The 16523-nt window shown below is 51.2% G+C and carries 11 protein-coding genes; 9 read left to right on the top strand and 2 right to left on the bottom strand.

Annotated elements, in window-relative coordinates; genetic code table 11:
* Positions 1-1614: a citramalate synthase gene (gene cimA / locus ACY1JZ_RS23920; RefSeq protein WP_270170140.1), complete on the bottom strand. Its 1614-nt coding sequence runs from the start codon at positions 1612-1614 to the stop codon at positions 1-3.
* A 199-nt stretch (positions 1615-1813) separates the two neighbouring features.
* Positions 1814-2458 carry a GntR family transcriptional regulator gene (locus tag ACY1JZ_RS23915; RefSeq protein ID WP_270170142.1) on the bottom strand — a complete coding sequence of 215 codons (645 nt, stop codon included), beginning with the start codon at positions 2456-2458 and terminating at the stop codon, positions 1814-1816.
* Positions 2459-3135: 677 nt separating this feature from the next.
* On the opposite strand from ACY1JZ_RS23915, the gene ACY1JZ_RS23910 reads away from it, so the two are divergent.
* The 9 genes from ACY1JZ_RS23910 (at position 3136) to ACY1JZ_RS23870 (ending at position 16439) form a co-directional block, all read left to right on the top strand.
* Positions 3136-3960, top strand: a complete 825-nt coding sequence (locus tag ACY1JZ_RS23910; RefSeq protein WP_462631244.1) for a transporter substrate-binding domain-containing protein — start codon at positions 3136-3138, stop codon at positions 3958-3960.
* 23 nt (positions 3961-3983) lie between these two features.
* Positions 3984-4637 carry an amino acid ABC transporter permease gene (locus ACY1JZ_RS23905; RefSeq protein WP_270170146.1) on the top strand — a complete coding sequence of 218 codons (654 nt, stop codon included), beginning with the start codon at positions 3984-3986 and terminating at the stop codon, positions 4635-4637.
* The gene (locus tag ACY1JZ_RS23900; RefSeq protein ID WP_462631242.1) at positions 4634-5356 is read left to right on the top strand and encodes an amino acid ABC transporter ATP-binding protein; all 723 of its coding nucleotides are present in this window, start codon (positions 4634-4636) and stop codon (positions 5354-5356) included. The genes ACY1JZ_RS23905 and ACY1JZ_RS23900 overlap by 4 nt, the downstream gene beginning before the upstream one ends.
* Before the next feature lie 165 nt (positions 5357-5521).
* On the top strand, positions 5522-6712 hold the full coding sequence (locus ACY1JZ_RS23895) for an ornithine--oxo-acid transaminase (protein WP_462631241.1): 1191 nt from the start codon (positions 5522-5524) through the stop codon (positions 6710-6712).
* A 51-nt stretch (positions 6713-6763) separates the two neighbouring features.
* The gene (gene rocF, locus ACY1JZ_RS23890) at positions 6764-7672 is read left to right on the top strand and encodes an arginase (RefSeq protein WP_270170152.1); all 909 of its coding nucleotides are present in this window, start codon (positions 6764-6766) and stop codon (positions 7670-7672) included.
* Positions 7673-7759: 87 nt separating this feature from the next.
* Positions 7760-9328 (top strand): L-glutamate gamma-semialdehyde dehydrogenase, encoded by a 1569-nt coding sequence (gene pruA / locus ACY1JZ_RS23885; protein ID WP_462631239.1) that lies wholly within the window; start codon positions 7760-7762, stop codon positions 9326-9328.
* A gap of 298 nt (positions 9329-9626) precedes the next feature.
* Positions 9627-10592 (top strand): hypothetical protein, encoded by a 966-nt coding sequence (locus ACY1JZ_RS23880; RefSeq protein ID WP_462631237.1) that lies wholly within the window; start codon positions 9627-9629, stop codon positions 10590-10592.
* A gap of 216 nt (positions 10593-10808) precedes the next feature.
* On the top strand, positions 10809-11483 hold the full coding sequence (locus ACY1JZ_RS23875; RefSeq protein ID WP_462631235.1) for a hypothetical protein: 675 nt from the start codon (positions 10809-10811) through the stop codon (positions 11481-11483).
* Between the two features lie 408 nt (positions 11484-11891).
* Positions 11892-16439, top strand: coding sequence for an S-layer homology domain-containing protein (locus ACY1JZ_RS23870; protein ID WP_462631234.1), 4548 nt, complete (start codon positions 11892-11894; stop codon positions 16437-16439).
* Positions 16440-16523: the final 84 nt, after the last annotated feature.

The following is a 16523-nucleotide window of genomic DNA, read 5'->3' as shown; positions in this document are numbered from 1 at the left end:
TTAGTGATTGACCAGTCCAAGCTGCTCCCGATGCTCAGGGTCATTGCTTGCTACCTTGGCGCTGTTCAGCAGCGCATAGCGTATGCTATCGACAAGCGCCTGCCAGCTAGCTTCGACAATGTTGCTCGATACACCGACAGTGCTCCAGGTGTTGTTAAAGTCTGTGGACTCGATCAGCACCCGCACCTTGGCAGAGGTCGCATCATTCTCGTCGATCACCCGAACCTTGTAATCAGACAGATGCACATTCATGATGCTCGGATAGAACCGAACCAGCGCCTTGCGCAAGGCATTGTCCAGCGCATTCACCGGGCCGTTCCCCTCTGCCGCGGTGTAGACGGTCTCGCCATCAACATTAATCTTAACGATGGCTTCCGAGAGTAGCTGTCCATTGCCTTTCTCGACAAGCAGCTTGATGGACTCTGTTGTGAAGACCTTCTTGCCTTCGCCGAAAGCCTCGCGCAGCAGCAGCTCCAAGGAGGCATCAGCGCCTTCAAACTGATAGCCTTGATGCTCCAGCTCCTTGATCTGGTCGATAATATCCTTCGTCTTCTCATTATTGGCGTGAATGTCGAGTCCAAGCTCCTGCGCCTTGGAGATAATATTACTCTGCCCAGCCAGCTCGGATACAAGAATACGCTGCTTGTTGCCGACCAGCTCCGGAGCAATATGCTCATAGGTTTTGGAATCCTTCATAATCGCCGATACATGGATGCCGCCCTTGTGGGCAAAGGCAGCATTGCCGACATAGGCTTGGTTAACCGGCATATGGACATTGGCAATCTCGCTAATATAACGGGCGACATTGGTCAATTGGCCAAGCTGCTCTGCACGAATGCAGTCATAGTTCATCTTCAACTGCAGATTGGGGATGATGGAGCACAGGTTGGCATTGCCACAGCGTTCACCATATCCATTAATCGTCCCTTGAACCTGAGTAGCGCCAGCGTTAACGGCTGCCAGTGAATTGGCAACAGCCAGCTCGCAATCGTTATGCGTATGAATGCCGATCGGAGCACCCAGCTCTTCACGAACACGGGAGACGATCTCATGCACCTCGCTCGGCAGCGTGCCTCCGTTCGTATCACACAGCACGATCCAGTCAGCCCCTGCCTCATGAGCGCTGCGCAGCGCAGCCAGCGCATACTCCGGGTTATGCTTGTACCCGTCAAAGAAATGCTCTGCGTCGTAGATGGCTTCCAATCCGCTGCGCTTCAAGAAGGCGAACGAATCGGCAATCATCGCCAGGTTCTCCTCCAATGTCGTCTGCAGGGCGGTATGAACATGGAAGTCCCATGACTTGCCGACCAGAGTGGCGGCGGGAACGCCGGACTCTACGATGCGCAACAGGCTGCTGTCATGCTCGGCCACACTGTTCTTGCGTCGTGTACTGCCAAAGGCGGTAATCTTTGCGTTTAGCTTCAGCGATTGCACCCGTTTGAAAAACTCAATATCCTTGCTGTTGCTTCCCGGGTTGCCTCCCTCAATGTAATGAACGCCAAGCGAGTCGAGCTTCTGGGCAATCTTCAGCTTGTCGTCTGCTGACAGGCTGATCCCTTCGCCCTGCGTGCCGTCGCGCAGCGTCGTATCAAAAATGGAGATTTGTCGTGTCATTCGGGACGCTTCCTTTCCTAAATACAATAGTTCATTCATTGACCTGGTTAATGAATCGTTACGAAGTCATAATTTCTAATTATAGCATGGGCTCTGTTCATATGGGTAGTCCAAGAATTCAGAGTGACCTAATTTTTAGATCAAAAAACCTCGCCTGGTGTCCGCTGGAGTGGGGGACAGGCGAGGTTTAAGTCAATATTTAGAGCATCTCTGTATCAATAATCCTCCAATGGTATTTCAGCAGTGCCTCCAGGCTGCCCTTATCCTGAGCCTTGAAGTATTCGACGATCTTGAAATGCTCTCCGTTAACCTGTTTCAACACGAGCGCCAGCTTGTTGTGATCGCTGCTCAGATAGGATTGGCGAATAAAGCTGTTCTTGAGCGAGCCCATCAGCTCGATGAGATGCGGGTTGTCGCATTTGCGAATGTAGATTTCATGGAAGTCATATTGATCTTTATGATAATGGGAGAAATCGAATTGGCTAATATCCTGGTCAATTTTGTGGCATAGAGCCTCCATATCTGCAATATCCCTCTCTGTCAGGCGATCGGCTGCAAGCGTCGCGGCCAAGGCATCCAGAGAGCCGATAATCTGCGAGACATTCAATTTCTCCTTGGTGTCAAACGGCTTGACGATAAAGCCGCGGCGGGGAATATAGTCGAGCAGGTTGTCGGAGGTTAGCTGAAACAGCGCCTCGCGGGTGGGTGTCCGGCTAATGTCCAGTCTTTTGCAAATTTCAGCTTCATTGATTTTTTGGTTGGGAAGCAATGTTCCATCCTGGATTTTCTGAGCAATATAGTCGTATACATGATCCTTTAACGATTGGTATTTTGGCGCTTGCATGCCGGATTCCCCTTTCATTCGTGCTTGAAGACGGTACAATAGCAACATCATTAACGAAGCGGCAGCATCCTGGGCGGCGGCTTCGGATCAGTTAATAGAAAGCGCGTCCATAGGAAACATCAGTTTACATTGACGCTCTTCGCCTCGTAGTGTAAACTTTGTGGTGCAAGTGCGGACGGTATGCCTGAACAAGTAGTCGTCAGAACCATAAATGCACGCGATTGCCCCTACTCTGTTATTTCTCAAATGGATAACAATTGCCGTCAAGGACGGTTCTAGCAGTTCACGCTAGCATGGCTATAATGAATAATAATTAATAAAACTAATTGTTTATCCATAGTTCCATCTTATCATTGGAAATCCAGGAGTACAAGCGCAAGTTCGTATGCAGTGTCAACTTCATGTTAACTATTTTAAATTATTATCCTAAAATTTAAACAGTTATCTTAAAAAAATGAGTTGTATGGCAAAGATGGCGATGTTATAATAAGTGACATAAGCGAGAGCTGTATATTGTATGTTGTATATTATATAGTTCATACTGTGCCATGTACATGGCTGAATTTTATGTTGTACAGTGTATATTGTATACAGTATTGGCAGGGCATATAACTCGCATGTTGTGTTCGGGGTAGGTCGGTTGCAACTATATTACTTGATTGGGAGAGATGAGAGAGATGAAGAAGCTACTGGTACTAATTGTCATGGTGACGACAGTGCTGACTGCTTGCGGTCAGAAGGACAATGGAGGGGCGACGCAGAATAGTACGCAAGGTGGCAGCAGCAACACGCCGAAAACCGAGGAGAAGGCTAAGCTGACGGTTGGCACCAGCGCTGACTTTGCACCTTATGAATTCCATAAGACGATTGACGGGAAGGACACCATTGTCGGATTTGACATCGAGATTGCCAAAGAGATCGCCAAGGATGCCAATGCAGAGCTTGTCATTGAAGACATGGATTTTGATAGCTTGCTTATGGCGCTGGATACCGGAAAGCTGGATTTCGTCATCTCGGGCATGAACCCGAAGCCTGAGCGTAGAGAAGTAGTGGATTTCTCCGATCTATATTATCATGGCGAGCATAGTGTGCTTGTTAAGAAGGATGCAGTAGAGCAATTCAATTCGCTAGATGATCTCAAGGGCAAAAAAATCGGTGTGCAGAAGGGTTCCATCCAGGAGGAGCTTGGCCAAGGAGTCGAGAATGCCGAGCTGACCTCGCTAACCAAGCTGCCTGAGCTGGTAATGGAGCTCAAAACAGGCCGTGTAGACGCTGTAATCGTCGATAAGCCGGTTGCAGATCAATACGCAGCCAAGCAAGATGATATTGCTGTAGCGCCCGGTGTGAAGTTTGATCTGTCTGAGGACGAGACTGGCTATGCAATTGCCGTGAAAAAAGGGAATCAGGAGCTGCTGGACAAAATTAACGCTACCATCAAACGCTTGACTGAGAACGGAGATGTGAACCGCTTCGTGGTTGAAGCCAATGAAATGGTAGAATAATCACAAGGACGGAGCATACGGCTATGGCGTTGGATTTTACCTTTATGGATAAGTATTGGGAGATGTTCTTGCAGGGTGCCTGGATTACATTGCAGTTGTCGTTCTTCGGCGTGCTGCTGGGAACTCTGCTGGGCATTGGCCTCGCTCTTATGAAGATTTCCAAAAACGTAGTGCTCAAGGCGGTCAGCTCGACATACATCGAGCTGATCCGCGGCACTCCGATGCTGGTTCAGGTGTTTATCATTTATTTTGGTCTGGTTCCGCTTGGACTGGAGTTATCGAAGTTTGAAGCGGGTGTTGCTGCTCTGACGATCAACAGTGCCGCCTATATGGCGGAGGTGTTCCGCGCGGGAATCAATGCGATCGACAAGGGGCAGGCGGAAGCGGCTCGTTCGCTCGGGATGACGCATGGCATGACGCTCAGGCATATTATATTGCCGCAGGCCTTCCGCAATATGCTGCCTGCGATCGGCAATGAGTTCATTATTATCATCAAGGACTCCTCGCTCGTCTCGACCATCGGGGCTGCGGAGATTATGTACGCGGCGCGCACTGTGCAGGGGGCGGCATTCAAGCCGCTGGAGCCGCTGCTGGTTGCGGCCGCCATGTATTTCGTCATTACCTTTACTTTATCCAAGCTGCTGGGTGTGCTCGAAAGGAGGCTGCAAAAGAAATGATCAAGGTCAGCGGCCTGCGAAAATCCTATGGCAAAAATGAAATTCTTAAAGGCATCAATACCGTTATAGCTAAAGGCGAGGTCGTTGTCGTCATTGGACCAAGCGGCTCCGGCAAAAGCACCTTTCTTCGCTGTCTGAATCGTCTGGAGGAGCCGAGCGGCGGGGAAATCTGGTTCGAGGATAGCCTGATAACCGGACGGCAGGCGGATCTGAACCTCATCCGTCAAAAGATGGGCATGGTGTTCCAGCAGTTCAATTTGTTTCCGCATATGAGCGTCATGGAAAATCTGACGCTTGCGCCGCGCAAGCTGAAGAAGCTGAGTAAGGAACAGACGGAAAAAACCGCATTGGAGCTGCTTCGATCGGTTGGGCTGGAAGATAAGGCTGCCGCGTACCCCGACAGCTTGTCAGGCGGGCAAAAGCAACGGATTGCGATCGCAAGGGCGCTCGCGATGCAGCCGAATATGATGTTGTTTGATGAGCCGACCTCGGCGCTTGACCCTGAGATGGTCGGTGAAGTGTTGGACGTCATGAAGCGTCTTGCCCAGAACGGGATGACGATGGTGATCGTGACGCATGAGATGGGCTTTGCGAGGGAGGTAGGCGATCGGCTGATCTTTATGGATGGAGGCGTGATCGTCGAGGAGGGCAACCCTCGGGCTGTATTCGAAAATCCTCAGCATCAACGGACGAAGGATTTTTTGTCAAAGGTGCTGTAACGGTTGCATATATTAAGGTATACACTGTTGTATCGCCGGCTTCACGGCTGCACAGTGCCAGACTGGAAAGGGAATATGCTTATCTCCATTCCAGTTTTTTTATACAACATATCGTATATTGTATTTTGTATACAAAATACAAAAATGAAAAATGAGGTGAACAGCATGCTGGAATCCCAAGCCATGATGCAGTTGTCGAATCAATATAGCGCGCATAACTATCATCCGCTGCCGATTGTCATCTCCAAGGCGGAGGGGGTATGGGTGGAGGACCCGGAGGGTCATCGGTATATGGATATGCTGAGTGCCTATTCCGCCTTGAATCAGGGACATCGGCATCCGAAGATTATTCAAGCCCTGAAGGATCAGGCAGATAAAGTAACATTAACCTCACGCGCCTTCCATAGCAGTACGCCGGGACTGTTCTATGAGAAGCTGGCCGCCTATACAGGCAAATCCAAAATATTAGCGATGAATACGGGAGCCGAGGCGGTGGAGACTGCGGTCAAGGCTGTTCGCCGCTGGGCCTACCGCCATAAGAAGGTCGCGGAGAATCAAGCTGAGATTATTGTCTGCACGGGCAATTTTCATGGTCGCACCATCACCGTCACCTCCTTCTCCTCGTCGGAGGAGTATAAGAAGGATTTTGGCCCATTCACTCCAGGCTTCCGACTGGTTCCATACGGTGATCTGGCAGCGTTGGAGCAAGCGATTACGCCTCATACCGCTGCGTTCCTCGTCGAGCCGATCCAGGGGGAGGCAGGGATCATCATCCCGCCTGCCGGCTACCTCGCCGCAGCGCATGCACTGTGCCGCAAGCATCATGTGCTCTTCGTAGCGGATGAGATTCAGACGGGCTTCGGGCGAACAGGCCGACGCTTTGCATCCGATTGGGAAGGCGTCGAACCGGATGTGTATATTATGGGCAAAGCGCTCGGAGGCGGTGTCATGCCGATCTCTGCTGTAGCGGCAAATGACGAAATTCTAGGTGTATTCGAGCCGGGATCCCATGGCTCCACCTTCGGCGGCAATCCGCTGGCCTGTGCGGTAGCGATCGCTGCGCTGGAGGTGCTGGAGGAGGAGAAGCTTGCCGAACGCTCGGATGAGCTTGGACGATATTTTGCGGAGCGGTTAGCGGAGCTGGCAAGCCCGCATGTGAAGGAGATTCGCAGCCGTGGTCTATTCATCGGCCTGGAGCTGCATAGCCCGGCGCGTCCGTTCTGCGAGCAACTGATGGGCAAGGGGCTGCTGTGCAAGGAGACACATGAGACGACGATTCGCTTCGCGCCGCCCCTAGTCATTAGCAAGGAAGAGATCGATTGGGCACTGACAAGAATAGCGGAAGTTATCAAGTGAGCTGCAGGTTTCCGGTTGCTATATATTAATGAAGGGAAAGGATGAGGGACGATGACACAAAATAAAAAGGTCAATGTAATTCATGTTCCTTTTTGGCTGGGTGGAGGCCGTTCGGGAGCGGAGCTGGGGCCAGAGAGCATTATGCAGGCAGGACTGACCAGACAGCTTCGAGCCATTGAAGGGATTGAGCTGGGCGATATATCGACGGTCGATTGTCCGCGTAGCGCAGGGGATCGCGGCGGCTCGGACAAGGCGAAGCATCTGCCAGAGGTGAAGGAGATGAGTCGGCTGCTATGCGAATCGGTGTCGCGTACTGTGGAGGAAGGGGCATTTCCGCTGGTGCTTGGCGGCGATCATAGTATAGCGATGGGCTCGATCGCCGGGCTGACGAATCATTACCGCAATCTCGGCGTCATCTGGTTTGATGCACATTCGGATCTGAATACAGAGGAGACGACGCTAACGGGCAATATGCATGGTATGCCGCTGGCTGTCGCACTAGGTCGCTCCCGCTTCAATCTCTCGGATATTCCTGGTGCAGGGCCCTTCATTAAGAAGGAGAATGTCGTCATTATCGGGGCGCGCGATCTCGATCCCGGCGAGAAGGAGTTGATCCGCGCTGAGGGCATCACCTGTTTCTCCATGCACGAGATTGACCGGCTTGGCATCAAGGCAGTAGTGGAGAAAGCGCTGGAGGTGGCTGGCAACGGCACCGATGGCATTCATCTGAGCTTCGATATGGACTGTCTGGACCCATTGGAGGCTCCGGGCGTCAGTACGCCGGTTCCAGGAGGATTGAACTATCGTGAAGCGCATTTTGCGCTTGAGCTGCTCGCAGAGACAGGGCGCATGACCTCGATGGATCTGGTGGAAGTCAACCCGTATATTGATTTCAATATGCGTACCGCCCGTCTGGCTGTGGAATTGATCGCCTCGACACTCGGCAAACGCATATTGTAGACATATTGCTGGCACATAGCTAGCTATAGATAGGATAGGAGTCATCGCTTGACAATATAGACCCATAATTGATAGGAGGCGACTACGATGTCCCAAGAGCATGTATTTCCACCGTTTGTCAATGAACCGTTTACTGATTTTGGTCAGGATGCCCATCGCGAAGCGATGCTCTCCGCGCTGTCGAAGGTGAAATCCGAGCTTGGCAAGGCTTACCCGCTCCATATCGGCGGGAAGGAAGTGCACACGACGGATCGTATCGTATCCATCAACCCGGCCCGCACCGATGAAATCATCGGAAGCGTGAGCAAAGCCACGCTCGAGCATGCGGAGCTCGCGATGTGCTCTGCACTGGCGGTGTTTGAGACATGGAAGAAGCGGCCAGCCGTCGAGCGCGCGGCTCTGCTGGTCAAGGCTGCGGGGCTGATGCGTGAGCGCAAGCATGAGTTTTCCGCCTGGATGGTGCTGGAGGCAGGAAAGAACTGGGGCGAGGCGGATGCGGATACGGCGGAAGCGATCGATTTCCTGGAATATTATGCGCGCGAGATGGTGCGGCTCGATCAGACGAATGAGCTGCGTCCGCTGGTGAAGACACCGGGAGAGGAGAACCGTCTAAGCTATATTCCTCTAGGCGTCGGCGTCGTGATTCCGCCATGGAACTTCCCGCTGGCGATCTGTGCAGGCATGTCGGCTGCAGCGGTGGTATCTGGCAATACGATCCTATTGAAGCCGGCCTCCACAACGCCAGTTATTGCCTACAAGTTCTATGAAGTGATGGTTGAGGCCGGCATCCCGGCCGATGTCATTCAATATGTGCCGGGCAGCGGCGGAGAGATCGGAGACTATCTGACCAGCCATCCCAAGACCCGCTTCATCAGCTTTACGGGGTCGAAGGAGATCGGTCTGCGCATTAACAGGCTTGCAGCCGAGCAGGCGCCAGGGCAGATCTGGATCAAACGGATCGTCGCCGAGATGGGCGGCAAGGATGGGGTCGTCGTCGATGAGACAGCGAACCTGGATGCGGCTGCAGATGCGATCGTGGCTTCGGCCTTCGGCTTCCAGGGTCAGAAGTGCTCGGCGGGCTCGCGGGCGATTATTGTACAGCAGGTGTACGACGAGCTGGTTGAGAAGATTAAGGAACGCACGGATCGGCTGGTGATGGGCATGCCGGAGGATAACGCCCCGATTGGCCCTGTTGTAGACCATAGCTCCTACAAGCGTATTCTCAATTATATCGAGATCGGGAAGAAGGAAGGTCGTCTGTTGTCGGGCGGGAAACCTGGGCCAGAGGGCGGATATTTCATCCAGCCGACGGTCATAGCGGATGTTGCAGGCGATGCGGTCATCATGCAGGAGGAAATCTTCGGGCCGGTGCTGGCGATTAGCAAGGCGAGCGACTGGCAGGAAGCGATCCGTATGTATAATGATACCGAGTTCGGCTTGACCGGCTCCTACTTCTCCACTGATGAGAAGCGGATCGCAGTGGCTTTGGAGGAGATGCATTGCGGCAATCTCTACGTGAACCGCAAATGTACGGGCGCACTCGTCGGAGTCCATCCGTTCGGCGGCTTCAACATGTCGGGAACAGATTCGAAGGCAGGCGGGCATGACTATCTGCTGCTGTTTACCCAGGCGAAGCTTACCTCACGCAAAATATAAAGGCACTTGATCCAGGGTGTGTGTTCAAACCTGCTCAAGGGCAAGCACCTTGCCCGGGACGAACATTGTTGCAAAATCTGCTCCTGTTGCAGTGTGAAGACACTCTAGCGGGGCAGCGGTAATAGAAGTTTCGCCCCCTTCGGGCTGCTGATGACGATGCAGCGGCTTCCGAAGGGTTTTTTTTGACGGGAGTGAAGGCGAGGCGGCTTGCAATTTGATGGGGAAAAAGGTAACGTAAAGCTATAGCACTGGGCAGAAAATGGATGCCTGAACATGGAGAAGAAAGGCTGGGCTTACGATGCATGCATTTATAGTTAGGCCGCCGATGTATCATTCCTTCGAGAACGAGGAGGAGCAGTTGGAGCAGTGCAAGGAATGGGGGCTGCTGTCGGACAAGGCGGCGAAGATCAAGGCGTATGCGTATAAGGGCAGCGGGTTGAATCTCCCCTGTACAATCGTTGGTTATGTGGACAAGATGACCGCTGTAATTGCCTTTGAGAATGGAGAGCTGCATTGCATCCATCCTTCCTATCTGAAGGAGATGCAGGCGTCCGGTTACGGACAGCGTGTTTCGTACACTGCGGAAGCGCTGGCTGTGGAGGATGATGGCCAGAGCGATGCGGCCCGCGCGGAGAACGATCAGACGGGCAGTGAGAGGATCGTCAGCGGGAGTGACAAGGGGGCATCGGAGCAGACGGAGCTGGAGCAGGTAACCTTTGAGGAGCTGTTGCCTGTAGGGGATGCAGCCTCAGATGACAGCGGTCATGCGGAGGGATTAGAGCTGAACGGGACAGCGTCTGCAAGGATAGGCGGGGAGCAAGCCCATGCGGGTCATGGGACGTTGCATGCTGCTGAGGAAGCGGAGGAGCCTCGCCAGCTTGTGCTTGGAGAGCTGGGAATTGAGGAGAGGACGCCTACGCCGGTGAAGGCAGCCAAGGAGAAGCAGCCCCGCAAGGTCAAGCTCAAGCTGCCAGAGGCGAAGGTGAAGATGACGGCAACCGTCAAGGAGTTCACGACGGTGCCGAATCATTTTGCTGATGCGGATGATGAAGTCATTATCTATGAGCAGGCCGCAATTACCGAGCCGGGGCAGGAGCAGGAGGTTGGCGACATATGGTCGAGCCACAGCGCCACGCTCAAGAAGCTGGAGCTGGAGGTCGGCGATGTCCTGACCTTCGAAGCGAAGATCGTGGCCAAGAAGCTGACCCGTCATCCTGTGCCGTATAAGATTAATAACCCTTCCAAGATGAAGAAGGAAGGCTAGGGCGTGTGAGATGGATTGTGTCCCGTTAAGTGGACGGTATAGCGGCGAAGACATGGCGACCTATTCCCTATGTTTCAACGGGGGGAGGTCGCCTGATTTGTTTTGGATTCTTAAAATATGGAATATTTTCATATGGAAGGTATTATAGGAGTTGAAAGTAAATGAATTCTATTATATAATCAATATGCTAATATACTAATTATTGGGAGGTTGATTATGAAACGTTTAAAGCATTTGACTATTTTACTCGTCCTTCTTTTTGTATTTCTCTATTCAGCTAGTTTCGCTCAAGCAGCATACGGGAGTACCATAACCGTCACATCCACGCAAAATATCCCTTATGGCTGGATGATCAAGAGCTCTTCCACCTTTGCTGGCACGACGACGTACACGCTTATTGATCTGAATGGCGCACCTTACGGGGCTACTCAGAATGTAACCTCGACGTTTAATATTCCTTCTGGATGGGTGATTAAGAGCTCCTCCACCTTTGCCGGGATAACGACCTACACCCTCCTTAATCTGAATGGTGCATCTTACGGAGCCACTCAGTCTGTAACCTCCACCTACAATATGCCTTATGGCTGGATGATCAAGAGCTCTTCTACATTTGCGGGAATAACAACCTATGTGATTGTTAACCTCAACAATGGCCCCGTATTTGCAACTCAACAAGTCACCTCTACATTTAATACACCTAGCGGCTGGATGATTCGCTCCTCCTCTACCTTTGCGGGAACGACAACCTATACCCTGGTTAATCTGAATGGGGCAGCGGTCGGCTCCACTCAGAATGTAACTTCTACATTTAATATGCCCGCAGGCTGGTTGATCAGAAGCTCCTCTACTTTTGCTGGAGTTACGACGTATACTATTGTTAAGGCAGCTTGATTAAGGGGTGCATAATCGGCCTTCCTACCTGGGAGGTCGATTTTTTGTGTCGTGTACCTGATCCATCAGAAGAGGCTTCTGCAAGAGTAAATCTCACTCCTCACTTAACATAAAACGTTATATAATTGTTAAAATTCCCATTATAATCCTCTTACATTAACTGAATATTAACTAAAGATGAATATAGTATGAAAATGGCTTGTCCATGAAAATAATCGATGTTATAATACCTAACGTAAAGGTATATTGTCGAAAGTATATTGTATACAGAATTTGGAGCGGGATGCATCTAATACATATCGCGCCAAATTTCAGTTGACTGAGGGGGGTGCCGTTCAGCTATTTGTTTTTGCACGAAATTTGAAAGATTTGCTGAAGTATTTTACTAGTTTCTAAGGAGGTTCATGGATGACCGGGAATAAATCATTCCGAAAGTTTACGTCTCTGTTTTTATCACTTCTGTTAGCCTTGTCGATCATCACACCAAGTGTATTCGCTGAGGAGGCAGCTTCTGCTACCGAGCCAGTGTCAATTGTTGATCTTATTCAGGAAGGGCTAATTGATCAGGATGCTGTAACGACCCCGAATACGGAGGCTGATTCGCAGCAGCCTGCTGTGGAAGAAAACGCCCAAGCAGAGGAATCGTCGGTTCTTAGAGCAGCGGCACCTGAGCTTAATGTGAAGCTTGAAGCAGGCCAACCGGGCGCGATCGCGTACCAGCATGTGCTCAAGCTGGCGAACGAGATTGGCTATCGCCCTACCGCTTCTATTGAGGAGCAGGCGGCACGCTCATATATCAAGGCTGAATTTGAAAGAATTGGTTATGAGACAAAAGTGCAAGATTTCAGTTTTACAAGAGGGAATACAACATACAATTCCCAGAATGTGATTGCTACCAAGCCAGGGAAATCATCCAAAGTGCTTATTGTTGGCGCTCACTATGATTCTACTCATAGCGGTGCTCAGCCACGCAGCACAGGCTCTGACGATAATGCTTCTGGTGTTGGCGTAATGCTTGAAACTGCAGAAGCGGTTGCCAAGATTGAGACGCCGTATACGATCAAATTTATTGCATTCAGTGGTGAAGAGCAAGGCAAACGCGGTTCTCTCGCTTATGCGAACGCCATGACTGCAGACGACATCGCTAATACCGTTGCTATGATTAATCTTGACAGCTTGATTGCTGGCGACAAGATGTATATTTATGGCGGCAAAGATGTGGATGGAAAAGATAATGGGTGGGTTCGTGAGCTAGGCCTTGGCATTGCCAATCAGTTGGATCTCTCTCTTCAAACCAATCCGGGACTCAATCCTGAATATCCAGCGGGCACGACCGGTGACTGGAGTGACCATGATCCTTTCGAGAGAAAAGGCATTACCATCGGCTATCTCGAAGCGACCAATTGGGAGATTGGAGATCAGGACGGCTATAATCAAACTGTAGAATACGGCGGTATCTGGCATACAACGAATGATAATTTGGCGTTCATCTCTACTCAGTATCCAGGCCGTATCGAAGAGAGACTAAGCACATTCTCGCAAGTATTAACTGGACTGGTCCAAACGATCGGCTCCAAGGACAAGACAGCAGATGAATTGGGCAAGGAGTATACGTATGTATCCTCGATGACCGAAGAGAATACGTTGACTGCCGATGTCACTCTACCCTCTCCAACTGCGCTTCCCTCTCAATTGGTATGGACGCTTGGCGGCAAGCCGTTAAGTGCGTGGGAGACCCAGACAGCTCAGAACAAAAAGCCGTATGTTACGATAGCCGATACGAAAATGAACGGCTTGACGGCTACGGTATCGCTCCAATTCGAGCTGCTCTACGGCACAGACAATCTGTCAGGAAGCGCGCTCCGCAGAGCCTATCCGGCGATGATCGGCACGCATAAGCTGGAGGCGAAGCTGAATGATCAGACCCTGTACTCCAGAGATGTGAAGATTACGCCGTATGAGAGCTTCCGTTCCTATGACGAGATCAAGCCCGAGATTGATAAAATTACAGCAAACAAAAAAGAAGGCCGATACATCGGCTATGAAGTGCTGGGGCAATCCGTGCAGGGACGCGACATGCATTTCTCCATTATTGCCAAGGACAAGCAATCGGTGGATAACTACTTGAAGCTGGTGCCTGAGATGATGAATGACCCGGAGGGCGTACAGGCCAAGCTGCGGAGCGGACAGCTCCAAGGGTACAAGGTTCCAATCTGGATCAACAATATTCACCCCGATGAGGCGCCAGGTGTGGATGCCATTATCGATCTGTTCAAAACATTGGCAGAGGATGATACCGTAACATTCCAGAGCGCAGGTCAATCCTTGACGCTGAATGTGGATCAGGTGCTGAATGATGTGATTTTCCTGTTGAACTATACCCAAAATCCTGACGGTCGTGTATTGAATACGAGAGCCAATGCGAACGGCTTTGACCTGAACCGCGACAATTCCTATCAAGTTCAAGTGGAGACGCAGATTGTGGCCCGAAACATCTCGAAATGGCTGCCTATCTCCTTCCTTGACCTTCATGGCTTCGTGAGCGGCTTCCTGATCGAGCCGTGCTCGCCGCCGCATGATCCGAACTTTGAGTATGATCTGTTCATCGATAATATGGTCGCTCAAGCTACGGCATTCGGTGAGGCGGGTATTGCGAATACCAAGATTCCGAGTTACTTTATTCCCTATGTCAATAGTGAAAAGAAGACAGGGGATTACCAGACAGGTTGGGACGACTTCTCCCCGGCCTACACCGCCGTATTCGCGATGCATCATGGCGCGCTGGGCTCGACCATTGAGATTCCCAAGCTGAATCAGGATTCGACCGATGCGCTCTACTACGGCATCTTGGGCGCGACCCAATACGTCATCGAGCATAAGGACGATCTGTTCTTCAATCAACTGGAATTTTACAAGCGCGGCGTGAACAATGAGGATAACCGGAAGGTAGACGAGTATATTTTTAAAAACGGGAAAGAGGATAACTATAGAGGGAAAAATCGCACACAAAACTTCTTCCCTGAGTACTATATCATTCCTGTAGATACTAAGCTGCAAAAGAATAGACTCGAAGCCTACAAAATGGTAGAGTACCTGCTGCGTAATGGCATTAAGGTGGAGCGCACGACCAGTGAGGTCGTACTGGGGGATGTAACCTATCCTGCAGGCACTTATATTGTGAACATGCACCAAGCATTGCGCGGATTGGCGAACATCGTGCTATCCGATGGCTCTAATGTGTCCGACTGGAACGAGATGTATGCGGAGGTCGTGCAAAACTTTGCTCAACTGCGTGGATTTGACCGTCATATTTCCCGTAAGGTTGATGGGTTTAAAGGAGTCACTTCACCAGTAGCTTCCGTAACGATTCCGACAACAGGGACGCTTGCACAGGGTTACTCTCATTTTGTACTGAAAAATTCGAGTAATGCGGCAACGCAGGCCGTCAATGAACTGCTGGGTGCAGGAAAGCAAGTCTTTTTTGTAACGGAAGCATCTGATACGGTGAAGGCTGGAGATTTCGTGGTCGGACGTTCTGATCTTCTGACGGTTAGCTCTAAATATCTTCTGGATGTCGCACCACTAACCAAGGATGTCAGCGCGAAACGTCTGAAGTCCGTTGAGGTAGCAGCACCAGGCAGCGGCGCGACGAGCTTCGTACTGGATATGCTGGGCTTCAAGCGGACTTCAAGTCAAGTGAACAGCGATGTCATTGTGGACGATAGCGGTGCTGTAACGATGGATCTGGTGAAGAAAGGCAAGCCTTATATTGCCTTTGGCTGGACACCTGTCAGAAATGTAGTCGCTAATCAATTGATTCCGGGCTTGGAGCTTGATACTACATCTGAATCAACAAGAAATCCTTCTCATGAAGGTTTGTTCAAGGCAAGCCTGAATCCAAGCAGCACGATTACTGGAGTGTATGACGCAGCAGATTACCTCTACTCTACAAGCAGCTTGTGGATCAGCAAGGCACCGGAGTCTATGCAGGTGCTGGCAACAGCAAGCAACGACAGTGATTTCTATATTTCTGGATGGTGGCCCAATCATGAGCGCGCCAAAGGTCAGATTATGGGGGTCGCGACGAAACAGGATCAAACAGATGATAATCTGAATATGGTTCTGTTCGCCAATACGCTGACGAACCGTGCTCATCAGCAATATCACTTCAGATTGCTGTCCAACTCCATCTTCACCGTCACAACCGAACGGACAGCAGTTGAAACGATAAAAGCGGAGTACACTGCGCCAACATCGCCTTACTACCCGTCAGCTCCAAGCACGCCAGTTGATTCTGGTACACCTGTTACCCCAGGTACACCAGTCGATCCGGGTACGCCAGCTAACCCTGGCACACCAGTCGATCCCGGCGTACCGGCTAACCCAGGCACACCGTTCACTCCGGTGTTCGAGGATCTGGGGCCAGTCGCCTCGTGGGCTCAGGAAGCGATCGAGAAGCTGACCAAGGCGGGCATCCTGAACGGGGTGGCCGAAGGCAAGTTCGCGCCGATCAAGGAAGTGACGCGCGCTGAATTCATTACGATGCTGGTGCGTTCATTCGATCTGCTCGATGTGAAAGCAACGGTAAGCTTCTCCGATGTGAGCAGCAGCGCATGGTATTATGAATATATTGCCACAGGTGTATCCAAAGGCTTGATTCAGGGCGTGGGAGGCGGCAAGTTCGATCCCAACCGCGCGATTACTCGCGAGGAGATGGCGATCATGAGCGCCAACGTGCTCAAGACGGTCAAAGGCATCACCGCGGATCATGGAGCTGCAGCACTGGCTAAGTTCTCCGATCAAGACAGCATCGCAGGCTACGCACAAGATGCGGTCGCGCTGCTGACTGAGAACAAGGTGATTAACGGCGTGACAGCGACAACCTTCGATCCGAAGGGCATCGCCAATCGCGCACAAGCAGCAGTTATTATTGACAGAATGCTTGGCCTCGAATAAGGCTGGCAGCAGCACTGTAGACAGGGCGCCCCTCGGGGCGCCCTTATTCAGTTTCTTCTATAATAATGTGTCCATGCTGTAACA

This window comes from Paenibacillus sp. J5 (assembly GCF_054955055.1).
This window is presented reverse-complemented; position numbering and strand designations above follow the sequence as displayed.